This window comes from Salinimicrobium flavum (assembly GCF_042684505.1).
Classification (GTDB): domain Bacteria; phylum Bacteroidota; class Bacteroidia; order Flavobacteriales; family Flavobacteriaceae; genus Salinimicrobium; species Salinimicrobium flavum.
In genome coordinates, this window is sequence record NZ_JBHULT010000005.1 from 228,280 (window position 1) to 244,842 (window position 16,563).

The following is a 16,563-nucleotide window of genomic DNA, read 5'->3' on the forward strand; positions in this document are numbered from 1 at the left end:
AAGATGAAGAATTTTCAAAACACCGGGGTCAGGAACCTGTTGCCTGAAGGAGGGGAGGCCTTTTACTTCGGAAAGATCCTTGAAGAGAAGGAAGCTGATGATTTCTTCAAACAGCTTTACGACAAAGTTGAATGGACGCAGGATGAGGTGATCATCTTCGGAAAAAGGATCGTTACTAAGCGGGAAACAGCGTGGTATGGCGCTACCGACTTTGACTACACCTATTCGAAAATCACCAGAAAAGCAAGGCTGTGGCTTCCTGAACTGGTTAGCCTTCGGGACCTCGTAAAGGACATTACAGGATATGAGTTCAATTCCTGCCTGCTAAATCTCTATCACAGCGGGGAAGAAGGTATGTCCTGGCATTCAGATGCTGAAGCAGAGTTGGGAAAAGATCCTGTCATCGCTTCCCTTAGTCTGGGGGCCGAAAGGAAATTTGTGCTGAAAAATAAGATCTCGAAAGAGAAAGTTTCCGTAGTCCTGGAACCCGGGAGTTTACTGCTCATGCAGGGGGAGACACAGAAGAACTGGTTACACAGCCTTCCGAAGACAAAAAAGGTCCACGAACCCCGAATCAATCTCACCTTTAGGGAGATAAAGAAGATCAGAAAATAGAATAACCCGTAAGCGTGGTCAATCGTTCAAGCGCAGCCATTCCCAGCGCTGAATTGCCTTTAGGGTTGAGCGGCGGACTCCAGACGGTAACGGCAAAATGGTTGGGATGTACCGCAACAATTCCCCCGCCTACACCACTTTTTCCGGGGAGACCTACCTCAAAACTAAATTCCCCGGCTTCGTCATAGAACCCGCAGGTCTGCATAAGGGCATTGATCCTTTTTACCTGCCTTCCGGTTAGGAATTCCCGGTCTGAGTCCAGTAAATTTCCGTGATTGACAAAAATGATGAATGCCCGTGATAATTCTTTGCAGGACATGGCGATGGAGCACTGGTGAAAATAGAAGTCCAGTACTTTTTCCACATCGTTCTCAATATTCCCGAAAGATTTCAGGTAATTCACCATGGCATAATTGCGGTAACCTTCAGACTGTTCTGAAGCTGCAACTGTGGTGTCAAAATCAATACTTGTGTCTCCCGTGATCTCGTGCAAAAAGGTAAGCAGGGCGGCTTTTGGATTGGTGAAATAGGATACAAGAACGTCTGCCACTACCAGCGCCCCCGCATTTATGAAAGGATTTCGCGGGATTCCCGAGTCATTTTCCAGCTGAGAGAGCGAATTGAATGGGTCTCCCGATGGTTCAACCCCTACACGGTTCCAAAGGTCATCGCCCACCACCTTCATGGCCAGTGCGAGGGTAAAGACCTTGGAAATAGATTGTATGGAAAAGCGCTCATTACTGTCCCCGAAGCTATAATTTTCCCCGTTGAGGTCGTATAGGTGCATCCCAAACTTATCTGAAGGGACTTTTGCCAGTTCGGGGATATAAGAAGCGACCTTCCCCGAAAGCTGGATCTCTGAGAATTCCTGCTGTATCTGGTTTAGGATCTTCTGGTATTCTTGTTTACCTGAGGTCATTTAACTTGCTTTGGGGTTCAACTTCGTAGGCTTCCTTTCCCGTCTTGAAGATCCGGGCTGTTTTATCCCCTTTTAGGGAAATATCATTTCCTTTCACTTCCAGCCAGCTCCCTTCACGCAAACCTACTACCGGTTGATTGTTGAAACAGTGGAATTCTTTGATCCTGGTTTCACGTGTCTCTCCTTTATGAGTGGAATTTGGATCGGGATCGAGGTAATGCGGATTAATATTAAAGGGAACGAAGCCCAGGGTCTTAAAGCTGGGAGGATATACTATAGGCATATCATTGGTGGTCTTCATGGTAAGACCGGCAACGTTAGTACCGGCACTGGTGCCTAAATAAGGAGTACCTTTTGAGATCGCAGTATTCAGCGGTGTCAGCAGATCATGGGTATACAGCTGCTGTACCAGGAGAAACGTATTTCCGCCTCCTGTGAAGATCCCTTCAGCTTTGGCAACAGCCTCCCGGGGTTCCTCAAATTCATGGATGCCTTTTACCTTAATTCCCACTTTAGTAAAGGCTTTCGCTGCCACCTCTGTATATTCTTTATGGGAGATCCCGCCGGGACGGGCGTAGGGTATGAACAGGATCTCTGAGCATCCTGCAAAATGCTGTTTAAGTTGTGGGAGTATATATTCCAGGTATTCCTGCCCGTGTAGGGTAGAGGTACTTGCCAGGATCAGGTTCTTCATAAATGGAGGATTTTTTGTAAAAATAAGTAATTGTTGTGACCTAGTGAAGTTGTGAGCAGGTGATCCTGTCCCCAGGTCGCATCATTCCCCTCGTCCCCCAGTCCCCCAGTCTCCCAGTCTCCCAGTCTCCCAGTCCCCCGGTCCCTTCGTCCCCCAGTCTCCCAGTCCCCCGGTCCCCTCGTCTCTCCTTCACTCCGTCACTTCATCACATCGTCACTTTAACAATAGTTTAGTCGGGATTTTAATTTTTCTAAACATAAGATTTTGTTACTTTAAGAAAACCCATGCCATGAAAACTTTTGTAACAATCTGTCTGCTTTTTATTACCGGTTTCGCCTTTTCCCAAAGAGTACTCATAAACGGGGAGATCAAGGTGCCGGTAGGGGAGGATCCGCAAGGGGTATTGGTGACCAATACTACCGCTATGCGGGCTACAATATCAAACGCATCAGGTCTTTTCCAAATGCGGGTAGCCGAAGGGGATACGCTGAATTTTTCTTCCCTGCAGTTCAGTGATTTCTCGGTGCTGATAGATTCAGGGGTTATAGAGACGCGGCAGTTAACGGTCTTTATTTCTGAATCTGTGACCGAGCTGCCCGAAGTAGTGGTTACCCCTTATGACCTTACGGGGAATGTGCGGGTAGATGTTAAGCTTATTCCTACTGTAGACCTGGATCTGCCCACCATGACCGCCGCAGATATCGATCCTTATGAATGGGAATTCCCGCCAGATTCCCTGGTATCGCCTCCTAACGCAGCGATGCGTACCGGCATGATAGAAAATGGGCTCAACTTCGCCAATATCTTCAGGGATATTTTCAGGACCCGCAGGAATGCTGAGATCATTGATGACAAGATCCTCTTATTATATGATGATGCCTTTTTTCAGCAACACCTGAATATTGAGAAAACAAATATTAGGGAGTTCATTGCCTATGCGGAAGATAACGGGCTCACCACGGCCATGCTAGACCCAAAAAATGAACTGGACTTAATAGATTTCCTTATCGCACAAAGTGAAAGCTATAAAGAGCGGAAGGGGAGTAAATAGAAGAGAATCACTTAAATTTCTAACCTTGATTTCTTCAGAATTATAATTTTTTGAAAGAATTTTCGTTCTTTTATGACCAATGAAGAACCTGCTCCTGCTTTTTCTTATTTTTTTCTGCGGAAATCTGACTGCCCAAACTTTCGGGAGAGCCGAGATAAAAGGGAATATTAAAGTTTCAGCGGAGTCAGATCCCGAGGGAATTACCATCTTCAATAAAAATTCAGGTCGCGGTACCATTTCTTCTGAAAAGGGGATTTTCAGTATCTATGCCCAGGCGGGAGATTCCCTGTACTTTTCGGCACTTCAATTCAAAGCATTACTGGTCATAGTTGATCCTTCTGTTATTGACTCAGGTTATCTGAACGTTGAAATTCTCGACGGTATCAATGAACTGCCTGAAGTAGTGGTGAGAGAACATGATCTCACCGGGAGGCTGGAGACAGATGCAAAGATCATACATACCGTTGACGTACCTCTTCCTTCCTGGTCTGCGGCAGATATTAACGACTTTGATTGGGAATTCCCGTCTGATGCGCAGAGCGGGGTTAGCAATCCGGCTATGAATCGCGGCGGCAGCGGAATCCCTGGAATGGGATTTAATCCTATTGCCATTGTAGGCGGACTGGTGGGATTGATCGCGCCACCCAGGTCTCCAAAAAAAGAACCTGAAAGACCTGTGGGGATCATTTTCTTCCAGAGAGAGATCAGGTCCAGGTACAATGATCAATTCTTCAGGGAAGTTTTTCAAATTCCCAAAGAAGAGATCCATCTCTTTCTTGAATTCACTCATGCCGGCAGCTTTTCCCCATCCCTGTTGGAAAAGAACAGAGAACTCGATCTGCTTCAGTTCCTGGTGGATCAAAGTGAGAAGTTCAGGGAAGCTGCTGAAGAAATTTGATCTTTTGTATAGCCCAACTCCATCCAAAAAACTATAGGTCCCAATTTGTCAATTAAACCTTTTCAATTTTAGGGCGTCTAAGTTTGAGGTAGAGCAGAACATGGAACGTTCTTTGATTAGGATTAGGAGGCACGTCAGGTAGTACGCCATCTTACGACTGACAAAGGCCGGAGCCCTTCGCTTTCCAGAAATAACCTTGTATGAAAAAATTTATATTTCTTTTTACCCTGCTGCCGCTACTTTCTTTTACGGCCGCCCACAAATTCTATGTGAGCGCCACCGATATTGAGTACAACCAAAAGAACCGATCCCTTCAGATCATCTCTCATGTTTTTACAGATGATCTTGAAAAACTGCTTCAGGAGAGGTATAATAAAGAACTTTTTCTGTTGAAGGAGGATGAGCATCCCGACGCGGACGCGTTTGTGAAGAAATATTTTTCAGAAAAACTCAAGATCAGCATTGACGGGAAAGAGCAGGTATTGAATTACCTCGGGAAGGAATACGACAATGATCAGTTACTGGTCTATATTGAAGTTGAGGAAGTAGAACCCTTCCGCAGCATTTCCGTAGAAAATAAAGTCCTTACAGACATTTTTCCGGAGCAAAAGAACGTGATCAAGGTAAAGAATAAAGGCAGGATCAAAAGCCTTCTGCTTACCAGGTCACAGGAAAATGGAACATTAAATTTTTAATAATTAATTGGAGACCTTAATATTTCAATTATTTTTAGCACCCTAAACTTAAATACACACATGAAAACGATCAAGACAGCACTTGCTGCTTTTCTATTTCTTTTCTCTGCAGGGCTGGTCGCTCAGGACACTGAGGCGCCACAGCAGGAAGAGGTAAGGGAAGCAGGACACATCAATGAGAACAAATTCAGGCAATTGTACCAGGAGTTTTCAACTCCAAATCAATACCGCACCGGTAGTGGTGCACCGGGACCGGCCTATTACCAGAATGAAGCCGATTATAAAATGGACATCGAATTAGATGACCGTACCCAAAAGCTTACGGGACGCGAAACCATTACTTACCACAATAATTCCCCTGATGATCTGGAGTATCTTTGGGTGCAACTTGACCAGAACATTCGTTCTAAAGATGCTGTTGCAAAACTAAAGGACGGGAACGGGATTCCACCGGTTGCCCGGCCCGGCAATTTTGTATCAGAATATATGGAAGAAGATTTTGACGGCGGGTTTAACATTACCGAGGTCAGTGCCAACGGGAAACCCTTGAAAACGATGATCAATAATACGATGATGAGGGTTGACCTGCCACAGCCGTTGAAAAGCGGTGAAAGTTATTCATTTGATATCGCCTGGTGGTATAATGTTAACAACCACGTGACAAACAGGGCTCGTTCAGGGTTTGAGCATTTCCCTAAGGATGGGAATAACGCTTATGTGATCGCCCAGTTCTTTCCAAGAATGGCCGTTTACAATGATGTAGAAGGCTGGCAGAACTACCAGTTCTGGGGGAACGGGGAGTTTGCCCTTCCTTTTGGGGACTATGAAGTGAACATCACGGTGCCTGCAGATCATATTCTTGACGGTACAGGAGAATTAGTGAACAGGAAAGAAGTTTTCACCAAAGAAATGATGAAACGTTATGAGCAGGCCAAAAAGTCTTATGACAAGCCTGTACTGATCGTCACCCAGGAAGAAGCCGAAGCTGCCGAAAAAGGATTTTCAGATAAGAAAAAGACCTGGAAACTAAAGGCTGAAATGGTTCGTGATTTCGGATTTGCGACTTCCAGAAAATTCATCTGGGATATGATGGCGGTAAAACTGGCTACTAAAGACGTAATGGCTGTTTCTTTGTATCCTAAAGAAGGGAATCCGCTGTGGGAAGATTTTTCCACCAAAGTAGTGGGGCATACCCTGCAGTCCTATTCAGACCATACTTTTGAATACCCATACCACAAGTCAATTTCAGTTCATGCTAAGAACCAGGGGATGGAATATCCAATGATCTCATGGAACTACGGGCGCCCTGATGAAGACGGAAATTACAGTGACCGTGTGAAATACGGTATGATGAGTGTGATCATCCACGAGGTGGGCCACAACTTCTTCCCTATGATCGTGAATTCAGATGAACGCCAGTGGGGATGGATGGATGAAGGTCTTGATACTTTCATGCAGTACATCGCAGAACAGGAATACGGGGAAAGATATCCTGAAGATGTCGCTCCAAATACCAAATATCCTTCCAGAAGGGGAGAGCCGTCAAAGATCGTTAACTATATGAAGGGAGATCAAAAATATATATCCCCTATCATGTCCAATCCCGAAAATGTTTATCAGCTGGGTAACAATGCCTACGGAAAACCTGCAACTGCGTTGAATATTCTTCGCGAGACCGTAATGGGGAAAGAGCTTTTTGATTTTGCTTTTAAAACTTATGCACAACGCTGGATGTTTAAACACCCTACGCCTGAAGATTTCTTTAGAACAATGGAAGACGCTTCGGCTGTAGATCTTGACTGGTTCTGGAGAGGCTGGTTCTATTCTACAGACAATGTGGATATAGGAGTGAAAGAGGTGAAGAAGTACTACGTGACCGATAAGCCTACAAAAGAAGGAACTGAATTACTTAAGCGATACGGAGTGCAGGATCCTTCTGAAATAGAAGCACTTTACGTGGTGGAAGAAGGAAGTGAAGAAATGGAAGAGAGCATGAAAGGAAAATCACCGATTGAAAATGCGCCATCCCTGAATGAATATCTTATGGATAATTTCACTCCAGAGCAGCGTGAGAAAATGAAGATGCCAAAGTATTTCTACCAGGTAACCTTCAACAAACCCGGAGGACTGGTAATGCCTATCATCGTGGAATTCACGTATGCAGACGGTACAACTGAAAAAGTAACCTATCCGGCACAGATCTGGAGAAAGAACGATAATGAAGTGAGCCGTGCCTTGGCTACAGATAAGGAGATCACTAAGATCATGGTAGACCCCGATCTTGAAACTGCCGATGTTGATACTTCCAATAACTCTTGGCCACAAGCAGAAAAAGCAGATAAGTTCCAGGAGTTCAAGCAGGAGAACCAGGGGTAACCACCCCGTCAGGCTTAGGCTCAGGAATAAATTAGTTTAAAGAAGCCCTCCAACTGGAGGGCTTCTTTTTTTTAAAAAAACTGTCTGGTCTCCAGGTTCTTGTAGCCTGCCTGCCGGCAGGCAGGTCTCTCATGAAATCCCTCCTATGAAGAGGTTGAGTAAACCAAAATGATTTAACAAGTACCCTTTTTTAGTGATTCAATTTGTAAGTATATTTGCAGTCTATGCAAACACTTCCTCTTTTTATAAGTGGCGCCGAAATTGCCTTTATCATGTTCATCCTGGTGATGGTCTTTGGTGCCGACAAGATCCCCGAGATCGCCCGCGGATTAGGGAAGGGCATGCGCAGTATTAAAAACGCCACCAATGATATAAAATCTGAAGTGATGCGCAGCGCAGAAAAACACGGCATGGATACTTCCATGGGGGATGATGTTAAAAAGGAGATCGACCAGGTCAAGGAAGAGATCGAGGAGATCACCGGGAGAGTCAAGAGAAGGTTTTAATTTTAGTGCACAGTGGTCAGTGGACAGAGGACAGTGGACAAAATCTAAACACTTTCCAACTTTTTATACCTCTCGTCACGGATTGCAAATCTGCGCCATCGTTTTTTCACGTCTTTGCGAGCGAATAAACGAAGATTGTTTCAGAGTCACATTTATTATTGAGCGCGGCAATCTCCCTCTTTAGAAAGAAGCACCAAATTCCAAACCCCAAATTCCAAACGCCAAATTCCAACTTTTAAGATCCCTCGCCATGGATTACAAATTCGAAGCATCCTCCCAGCCAACAGCTAATAGCCAATAGCTTTTTAAACGAGTCATTACATAAAGCCAGATTCTCCGACACCCTTATTTTATGAACGCGCCATCGCACCACCAGCCAACGGCCAACAGCCGACAGCCAACGGCCAAAAGCAAATAGCCAATAGCTTCAAAAACCGTAACTTCGCACTTCTAACATCTAAACTCTAATTTTCCCATGCATTTTCTTCCTCAGGAGATCGACGATTATGTAGTAACCCATTCCGCGAAAGAACCCGAATTGCTTCAGAAGCTGAACCGGGAGACGAATCAAAAAGTGTTGCAGCCAAGAATGCTCAGCGGGCATTACCAGGGGCGAATTCTCAGCATGCTTTCCAAACTGGTAAATCCCAAAAACATCCTGGAGATCGGGACCTATACGGGGTATTCAGCTTTATGTCTGGCAGAAGGAATGAAGTCAGATGGGATCCTGCACACCATAGACGTGAACGAGGAACTTGTGGATCTTCAGAAAAAGTATTTTGATGCCTCTCCGTATAAAAATATGATCAAACAACACCTGGGAGATGCGACAGAGATCATTCCCGGCCTGAAAGAAAAATTCGACCTGATCTTCATAGATGCCGATAAACCCAATTACCCAAAGTATTTCGAACTCATCATCGACAAGCTAAATCCCGGCGGGATCATCATTTCAGATAATGTCCTCTGGAGCGGAAAAGTGGTGGAACCTTTGGAGGAAGATGATGAATCCACAAAAGCCCTCGTGGAGTATAACCGACTCTTAGCAGTAGATGACCGACTCGAAACGGTGATGTTACCGGTGAGGGATGGGTTGACGATTTCGAGGAGGAAACTGTGACGGAGTAATGCTGTGATGAAGTGACGGAGTGGTAAAGTAAAGCCACAACCTTTTTCCGGTTTGCCCCGGCCCTAAAGCCTGCCTGCCGGTAGGCAGGGGAGCCGAAAAAAGGTTCAGGAATCGAGCTTTTTTGAAATAGTTTGTAAAACGGTTTCTATATCTTGAAGAATCTGCTGATTGGTGAAACGAATAATTTCTAAGTTTTGAAACTGAAGTAGTTCTGTACGTTGTTGATCCTTTACTTTCTGCTCAGGATTTTCATGGTATCCTCCATCCACTTCGATTATCAACTGGAGTTTGTGGGAATAAAAATCGGCAATAAAGTGATGCACGGGATGTTGTCTTCTGAAGTGGTACTTCTTAAATGGTATTGACTGCAGCTTCTCCCAAAGTTTGCTTTCTGCCTCGGTAGGATTATTGCGAAGATTCTCAGCACGTTTAAAAATTTCAGGAGATGCACCTTTCCACATGCTTTCGTTATGATATGGATATTTTTTCTTCATGTTCTAATTTAATGAAAAACCAATTCTCACCCTTTAGGGAGGGGCCAAAGAATTGGTTTTTCTTTTCCGGTTTGCCCCTACTCTAAAGCCTGCCTGCCGGTAGGCAGGGGAGCCGGAAAAAGACATAATTTCACCCTTTAGGGGGGCAAAAGAATTAGTTTTTTCCGTTTGGGTTCTGAAGTTCTTTTAGTCCTATTTCAAAATGAAGCGAGTAAAGTTCGATTTGCTTGAGTACTTTTTCCGTTTTGCCCCAACCCTAAAGCCTGCCTGCCGGTAGGCAGGGGAGCCGGAAAAAGACATAATTTCAGAAAAACTAATTCCACCCTTTAGGGAAGGACAAAGAATTAGTTTTTCCGTAATAACTTCTGAGGTTTCATTCTTTGCAAAAAATGTATTTTTGGAGCAAATCTTCAGAAATGACTTTTAAGAATACTCAGGAGTACGCTCAACAACTCGATCAAACTGATCCTCTCAATAAATACCGAAATGAATTCCTTTTCCCAAAGGTCAATGGCAAAGAAGTGATCTACTTCACAGGGAATTCGCTGGGGCTGCAACCAAAAAAGGCAAAGGAATACGTGGATGAGGTGATGACCGACTGGGCAGAGCTGGCGGTGGAAGGGCATTTTAAGGCAAAGAAGGCCTGGTGGGATTATCATGAGCGGTTCGCAGAGAAACTGGCTCCTGTGGTAGGCGCAAAACCTTCAGAGGTGACAGTAATGAACACCCTCACGGTTAACCTGCATTTGATGATGGTCTCTTTCTATCGTCCTACGGAAAAACGGTATAAGATCATCATGGAAGAAAAAGCCTTTCCCAGTGACCAGTACATGATCGCGAGTCAGGTGAGGTTTCACAGACTGGATCCTAAGGAGACGATCGTGGAGGTAAAGAAAAGGCAGGGGGAAAATCATTTCAGGACAGAAGATATTCTGCAAACCATAAAAGAAGTAGGAGAGGAGTGTGCCCTGGTCTTGATGGGCGGAGTGAATTATTACAACGGACAGGTATTGGAAATGGAAACCATTACCAAAGCCGGAAAGGATGTCGGTGCTTTTGTGGGGTGGGACCTGGCACATGCCGCGGGGAATGTCGAACTGAAGCTGCACGACTGGAATGTGGATTTCGCTGCCTGGTGCAGTTATAAATATATGAATTCGGGACCCGGGAATGCTTCGGGATGTTTTGTGCATGAGCAGTATCAAGGGAAAAAAGATATCCCCCGGTTTGAAGGCTGGTGGGGGCATAACAAGGAAAGAAGGTTCCTCATGGAACCGGAATTTCAACCCGAGCCTAATGCCAATGCGTGGCAGATAAGTAACGCTCCTATCCTGGCACTGGCACCTTACCTGGCGTCGCTGGAATTGTTTGAAAAAGTGGGTATGCCCGCGCTAATTGAGAAACGAGATAAGATCGTGGTTTACCTGGAATTTATTTTACAGGAAGTTGCGCGGAAGGTTGCCGGGGATTTTGAGATCATCACTCCGAAGGAACGAGGGACTCAGTTATCGGTTTTCCTGCATGGGCAGGGAAAGGATCTTTTTAATTACCTCATGGAAAACGGGGTGATCACCGACTGGCGGGAACCGAATGTGATTCGGCTGGCACCGGCGCCTTTTTATTGTTCTTTTGAGGATATGTGGAGGTTTGGGGAGGTGCTGAAGGGATATTTTGTTAAGGAGAACCTGGAGTCTAGAGACTAGAGCCAAGACGAATAAATTTGAAAATATGGAGATTTGAAAGTGAGAGTTGGGTGTAACCTGATGATCATGTGATAAAGTAGAGTTTGGTAGTAGGCAACAATTTCATCACAGCATTACAACATCACTCCGTTCCTCCGTCACTGGATCACAGTATTGCTTACCAGCAGAAATCTTAAATCTTGAATTCTGAACCGGGAATCTTTTCACGCAAAGGCCGCAAAGCTTCCGCGCAAAGTCCGCAGAGATCATTTCACACAAGACTCACGCCCATGACCTAAAGGCTAATGCTTACTCAATACTCACTACTGAATTCTCACTTCTAATTTTTCCCGCAGATCTCGCAGATTTCCGCAGAAAAAGCTAAAGGCTAATGGCCAATAGCTAACAGCTAATAGATTCTCTAGAAGGAGACAATATGCAGGCAGGCTCACATAGACGATTATAAAGCCAACGGCTAACAGCCAACCCTCCTGCGCTAAAAAAAGCTCCGGAGGGCAAGCAGCCAAAAGTCAATGGCTTACTATCTCAATACTCAATACTCAATACTGAATACTGAATACTCAATTCTCGCTACTCACTACTCAATACTATATTTCAAACTGACTCCCGCGCCAAAATTGGAATCCAGGAGATTATGGAAGTCTGCGGCGAAGAGGAAGTCGAGGGTGAGGCGGGGATTATCGTAATCAAATTCCCCATTATAGAGACGGGTGGTGAAGTAGGTGGAGACGATCTTTGGTTCTTTATCCGCCGGAATTAAATCAAAACTGTACGTGCCTTCGTTATGTCTGTAACTTACCAAGAATCTGTAAGGTAGAGGTTGATAAAAATTTCCAAAATCGCCAGCTACACCTAGATGGTGGGCCGTAAATTTGTTATTAATAATTCGACCTAATGCAGTATCAAAAGTGAAAAATGGAACTCCAATTACCTTTTTATGAAAAGTCCATCCTGAATTATAGGTTACAGAATTATTGAAATAATTGTCATATAAATGGGGGCCGGTTTGACTTTGATCTTTCGTATAGAAGAATTCATACATTATGGAATTAATAATTTTGGCATTTTCCTTTGATTTATAATAAAGGCCGTATCTCCCATCTGGGAAATTGGCAAATCTACTTCCGGATCCATCTTCAAATAAGTTATTGAATATAAACCCAGTATTGAAATTTTCATATTCTTTAATTAATTCCAAAATCCAGGATCCCAAATGGTTTCCCAGCACGTTTGCCTGATCACCCTCTAATGCTTTTTTGTCACCGGCTCTTCCTGCGACTATACGTAGATAATCTGTCAATCCTTCTGGTTGTGGTCCTCTATCCGGAGAAACTCCACCCCATTGAGCGAAATGCTGAATCCCCGCTTTTATTTGCCAGGTTTCGGAAGGTTGTAATACAATATTGAACTTTTTGTGGTGCACCCTTGCCCAGGGCACGTGCCGGTCTTCTTCCAGGAGATATTCTCCCCATCTTCCTTCGAACCCTATCCCAGGGAATACAAAGAAAGGTTTCACCGTACCTATTTCCACGCCAGGTAAGGGTCGGGCATTCAGCGACCACAGAATATTCTCATTGGTGGCGCTTAAACCGTTATACAATTCTTTCTTTTGCTTTACTCCTCCGGTGATATAGAAGTGCTGATTTCTGAATTGGATATAAGCTTCATCCAAATCCCATTTTTCATCGAATCCGTCATGGATTACTCCTCCTGCTCCTATTTCTATCACTGCTTCTCCCCGAAGCTGATGTTGCATCTTTACTGCCGCCAGACCCAAAACATTGGTTTCCGGGGATATTCTTCCCCGTTGATTGCTGTACATCCAGAAAGGTAATTCCTCCTGAGTTCCACCCTGGGTAGTTAGTTCTAATTCGGCTGAGTAGGTGGTTTGAGCGGAAGCTGTATGGGTATCAAAAAATATTAGCAGCATGAAACAGCTGCTAATACTCAATTTTTTAATAGTCATAAATTGAGGAGGTTATTTAATCAATTTTTTTTTCCCGTCAGTTCGTTAGCCCCGTCAGTTCGAGCCTGCCCGCCGCGGTGGGTGAATTTGGGACTGCGAAGCAGGAACAAATTTGTATCGAGAACAAGGGTAGACACGCCTATGTTCTCGACTTCTCGATACAATTTTCAAAACCTCCCGGTTTTTAAAACCACTCGAAGTGACGAGAACCTTCAAAAGAGGCTAACTGATGACCGTCTCAACACTCAATACTAACTACTCAATACTTTTTTTACCAGAAAGCGGCTTTGCCTCTTAGTTTTTTCCAGAAGCTCTCATTCTCTTCACCGTAGGCATAGCCGTATTTATTACCATAGCCAAAGTTGGCGGCTTCTACATCATTCAAAACGAAACTTATATTTTCCAGCTTGCCGTCTTTTTTAGCATCGAGGGCAAAGTTGAGAAGTTTCTTTTCGGTGTAGCCGGCGCGGGTGACATAAAGGGTTACATCAGCGTATTTATGGATAAGGAAAGTATCTGTTACCAGCATACAAGGCGCTGTATCTACAATAACATAATCATATTTTCCTTCCAGTTCTTTAAAGAATATTGCCGCTTTTTTGCGTCTCCATAATTCCGAAGGGTTGGGAGGTATGGTCCCCGAGGCTAAAAGGTGCACATCTTCATGGACTTTGGACCTGGTTATCAATTCCTCAAGAATTAAGCTGTCATTGACCAGATAATCACTTACCCCCAGGTATGATCTTGCTTCGGTTTCATAACGCTGTAACTGTGGATTCCTAAGGTCAGCACCCACCAGCAGGACCTTCTTTCCTGAATATGCTAAAGTAAGTGCAGTATTGAAGGCGACAAATGTCTTTCCTTCCCCTTTAACTGTAGACGTAACAAAAATGGTATTTCCTTCCGTTTTTTCTCCTGCATTCACCAGCAGGTATTGCAGGTTGGTGTGGAGGATTCGGAAAGATTCTGCCAGCACAGAACGGTCATTGTTTGCAATAATATCGCTGTCTTTTCTTCCTATTCGGGGCACTTCCCCCACAATAGGGATCTCTTTGGTAACCTCTTCAATATCCTTTCGATCTTTGATCTTGTTATCCAGTAGATTTTTCAGATAAATATAAAGGAAAGGGATCAGGAGACCCATTATGAGTGCCGCCAGAATTATGATCTTCGGTTTTGGGGAAACGGGCTCTTTGGAACTGTAAGCAGCATCTACGATCTTTGCTTTTGGGGCCGTCACGGCCAAAGAGAGGGATGTTTCTTCCCTTTTTTGCAACAGGAACAGGTAAAGTGCTTCCTTAATGCTTTGTTGGCGTTCTATTACCCGAAACTCCTTCTCCTTGGAAGGAACCTTAGCAATTTGGGCTTCGATCTTTGCTTCCTGGGAGTTGAGATCATTTTGCGCGATCTGGAGGGATGTACGCAAATTGTTCAGACTCTGCAGGACGTTTGCCCGTATTTGTTTAATCTGGTTGTTGAGGTTGATCACCACCGGGTTCCTTTCAGTAGATCCCGAAAGGATTCGGTCTCTTTCAAGTACCATTAAGTTATAAGACTGAATAATATTGCCCACTCCCTCTTCTTTGAAACCCAGATTAGAAGGCAAAAGTCCGTCTACGTCAGATTTTAGGTAATTTATCATGGTATTGGTAAGCTCCAGTTGGGTTTCCACCTCGAGTTGACGGTTCCGGAAGTCATTCGCGTTCTCAATGAATACTTTAGATTCTTCCTCGATATTCGTCAGCTGGTTCTCTTTTTTGAACTGCTCTTTTCCGGTTTCTACCGAATCCAGTTCCTGGGTAATGATCTGCAGGCGGTCTTCAATGAAGTTGGCAGTGTTTTGAGAAACCAGGTTCTTGTCCTCAATTGCCTCCTTATTATACTCATAGATAAGTTGGTCGAGGATCTGCCGGGCTTTGCTCTTTACCGGGTCCTGCAGGCTCAATTCGATGAGACTTGAATTCTTATCGGTAAGGTTTACCTGCACGTGTTCACGGTATGCTGCAGCGGCAGATTCTACAGTGCCAAAAATGACCTTTATGGATCCCTTTTCAGTTGCTTCGGAAAGGTTTCCGGTAAAAGCCATATTAGGGGTTACTGAAATTTCAGCATAAGGCAGGGAAAGGGCTTCCCCAAAATTCATTTTCTTGTGAAAACCCGAATCTTCCGCAGAAACAACATAGGTTGAGTCTGAAGTGATCTCAAAAAATAAAGGTTCTGTTTCTTCCGCAGCAGCCATTTTTTCAAATTTTTCAGTCTCAAATACCAGCAGCTGAATATTAAAAGGGCGCTCTGCAAAAAGTTCAACTTCAGGCATGCTCCCGGTATGGTAATAGCGTACATGCAGGTTTAATTCCCTGGCCACATTTGTCATAAGACGTTTAGACCTGAAGATACCCAGTTCATTCTCTATGGAAGCAGTACCCATTCCGCCTAAAAGACCAAGATCGGCAAAGGCAGCAAGCTCAGACGAACCCCCACCTTTTTCCTCATCCTTAATGATCACCGTGGCAACCGTATTGTAAACAGGAGTGGTGAATCGCAGGTACAAAAAGGCAACAAAGATGCAGATGGTTATCCCGGCTACAAACCACGGCCAGCGGCGCAGATAGATCTCAAGCTGCTCCCTTAGATCAATTTCTTCTTCCTGGGGACGGGGAGTATGTATTTGGTGTGACATGCTTTTAACGTATAATTACTATAATTAATGAAATAAGGACCGAGGCGATGGAAATGTATACGGAGGCGTTCCTGTTATAACTGGCACCCTGCATTTGGGCAGAATTTGGCTCCACATACACCACATCATTTTGCTGCAGGTAATAATAAGGAGAGTTGAGGAACTCACTTTTGGTGAGATCAACATACTTATACTCCTTGATTCCCCCGGTTTCTCTAAGGATCATCACATTGTCCCTGCGACCATAGATAGTAAGATCTCCTGCCAGCCCCAGTGCTTTTGAGAGGCTAAGGCGTTCATCAGGAACCGTAAAAGTGCCCGGCCTGTTGACCTCTCCCAGGATGGTTACCTGGAAGTTTACGATCTTTATGTTCACTATGGGGTCCTGTACATAGACCGAGATCTCTTTTTTAAATTTTTCTACCAGCTCCTGGCGGGTGAGACCAGCCACATGCACCGTTCCCAGCAACGGAAATTCAATATTCCCGTCACTGTCCACCAGGTAACTTTGCAATTGCATATTTCCGCTAACGCTACCAGGCTCCCCCACTCTCGGAGCAGAAGTAACAGGTAAATTAAATGGTTGGACCGCCTCCAGGTTGGCTGCGGAAACCGTTATGGTAAGCAGGTCATTATGCCTTATTTTCAGGTTTGTTTTAGCCTCCTCTAACTGGGACTGCAACTGAGGCATATCCTGAAAGTATGCTATTTCTTTCCTTGAAACACAAGAGGTAAAAACCAGGATAAATAGTAATGTGGTTATTATAGAAATTGAGATGCGGAAATTCATTGGGTTCTTTTTAAGGAGGTGTAAAAGTATGTTTTTAAGATTTGTTT

General features: G+C 44.4%; 14 protein-coding genes. 8 read left to right on the forward strand and 6 right to left on the reverse strand.

Going from position 1 to position 16,563, the window contains the following annotated elements; translation table 11 throughout:
* The first annotated feature begins 3 nt into the window (after positions 1 to 3).
* Entirely contained in the window at positions 4 to 615 is a 612-nt protein-coding gene (locus tag ACFSTG_RS01485; protein ID WP_380747753.1) for an alpha-ketoglutarate-dependent dioxygenase AlkB family protein, read from the forward strand.
* On the opposite strand, the gene ACFSTG_RS01490 is transcribed toward ACFSTG_RS01485, so the two are convergent.
* Both ACFSTG_RS01490 and pepE read right to left on the reverse strand, forming a co-directional pair.
* A complete protein-coding gene (locus ACFSTG_RS01490; RefSeq protein WP_380747755.1) occupies positions 605 to 1,534 on the reverse strand; it encodes a glutaminase in 930 nt (309 codons plus the stop codon). The two genes, ACFSTG_RS01485 and ACFSTG_RS01490, sit on opposite strands and share 11 nt — an antisense overlap.
* The gene (gene pepE, locus ACFSTG_RS01495) at positions 1,521 to 2,228 is read right to left on the reverse strand and encodes a dipeptidase PepE (RefSeq protein ID WP_380747757.1); all 708 of its coding nucleotides are present in this window, start codon (positions 2,226 to 2,228) and stop codon (positions 1,521 to 1,523) included. The genes ACFSTG_RS01490 and pepE overlap by 14 nt, the downstream gene beginning before the upstream one ends.
* A 289-nt stretch (positions 2,229 to 2,517) precedes the next feature.
* On the opposite strand from pepE, the gene ACFSTG_RS01500 reads away from it, so the two are divergent.
* The 6 genes from ACFSTG_RS01500 to ACFSTG_RS01525 all read left to right on the forward strand — a co-directional run bounded on the left by ACFSTG_RS01500 (position 2,518) and on the right by ACFSTG_RS01525 (position 8,874).
* Positions 2,518 to 3,279, forward strand: coding sequence for a hypothetical protein (locus tag ACFSTG_RS01500; RefSeq protein WP_380747759.1), 762 nt, complete (start codon positions 2,518 to 2,520; stop codon positions 3,277 to 3,279).
* A gap of 79 nt (positions 3,280 to 3,358) precedes the next feature.
* Positions 3,359 to 4,177 carry a hypothetical protein gene (locus ACFSTG_RS01505; protein WP_380747761.1) on the forward strand — a complete coding sequence of 273 codons (819 nt, stop codon included), beginning with the start codon at positions 3,359 to 3,361 and terminating at the stop codon, positions 4,175 to 4,177.
* A gap of 200 nt (positions 4,178 to 4,377) precedes the next feature.
* A complete protein-coding gene (locus ACFSTG_RS01510; protein WP_380747763.1) occupies positions 4,378 to 4,872 on the forward strand; it encodes a DUF6702 family protein in 495 nt (164 codons plus the stop codon).
* 60 nt (positions 4,873 to 4,932) lie between these two features.
* Positions 4,933 to 7,248 (forward strand): M1 family metallopeptidase, encoded by a 2,316-nt coding sequence (locus tag ACFSTG_RS01515; protein WP_380747765.1) that lies wholly within the window; start codon positions 4,933 to 4,935, stop codon positions 7,246 to 7,248.
* A gap of 224 nt (positions 7,249 to 7,472) precedes the next feature.
* On the forward strand, positions 7,473 to 7,754 hold the full coding sequence (locus tag ACFSTG_RS01520; RefSeq protein WP_380747767.1) for a Sec-independent protein translocase subunit TatA/TatB: 282 nt from the start codon (positions 7,473 to 7,475) through the stop codon (positions 7,752 to 7,754).
* Between the two features lie 475 nt (positions 7,755 to 8,229).
* Positions 8,230 to 8,874: an O-methyltransferase gene (locus ACFSTG_RS01525; protein ID WP_380747769.1), complete on the forward strand. Its 645-nt coding sequence runs from the start codon at positions 8,230 to 8,232 to the stop codon at positions 8,872 to 8,874.
* Positions 8,875 to 8,987: 113 nt separating this feature from the next.
* On the opposite strand, the gene ACFSTG_RS01530 is transcribed toward ACFSTG_RS01525, so the two are convergent.
* On the reverse strand, positions 8,988 to 9,377 hold the full coding sequence (locus ACFSTG_RS01530; protein WP_380747771.1) for an endonuclease domain-containing protein: 390 nt from the start codon (positions 9,375 to 9,377) through the stop codon (positions 8,988 to 8,990).
* A 416-nt stretch (positions 9,378 to 9,793) separates the two neighbouring features.
* On the opposite strand from ACFSTG_RS01530, the gene kynU reads away from it, so the two are divergent.
* Positions 9,794 to 11,080, forward strand: coding sequence for a kynureninase (gene kynU / locus ACFSTG_RS01535; RefSeq protein WP_380747773.1), 1,287 nt, complete (start codon positions 9,794 to 9,796; stop codon positions 11,078 to 11,080).
* A 577-nt stretch (positions 11,081 to 11,657) separates the two neighbouring features.
* Here the strand turns inward: kynU and ACFSTG_RS01540 are convergent.
* The 3 genes from ACFSTG_RS01540 to ACFSTG_RS01550 all read right to left on the reverse strand — a co-directional run bounded on the left by ACFSTG_RS01540 (position 11,658) and on the right by ACFSTG_RS01550 (position 16,516).
* Positions 11,658 to 13,046 carry a capsule assembly Wzi family protein gene (locus ACFSTG_RS01540; RefSeq protein ID WP_380747775.1) on the reverse strand — a complete coding sequence of 463 codons (1,389 nt, stop codon included), beginning with the start codon at positions 13,044 to 13,046 and terminating at the stop codon, positions 11,658 to 11,660.
* A 271-nt stretch (positions 13,047 to 13,317) separates the two neighbouring features.
* Positions 13,318 to 15,726 carry a GumC family protein gene (locus ACFSTG_RS01545; protein WP_380747777.1) on the reverse strand — a complete coding sequence of 803 codons (2,409 nt, stop codon included), beginning with the start codon at positions 15,724 to 15,726 and terminating at the stop codon, positions 13,318 to 13,320.
* A 4-nt stretch (positions 15,727 to 15,730) separates the two neighbouring features.
* Positions 15,731 to 16,516 carry a polysaccharide biosynthesis/export family protein gene (locus tag ACFSTG_RS01550; protein WP_380747779.1) on the reverse strand — a complete coding sequence of 262 codons (786 nt, stop codon included), beginning with the start codon at positions 16,514 to 16,516 and terminating at the stop codon, positions 15,731 to 15,733.
* Positions 16,517 to 16,563 lie beyond the last annotated feature (47 nt).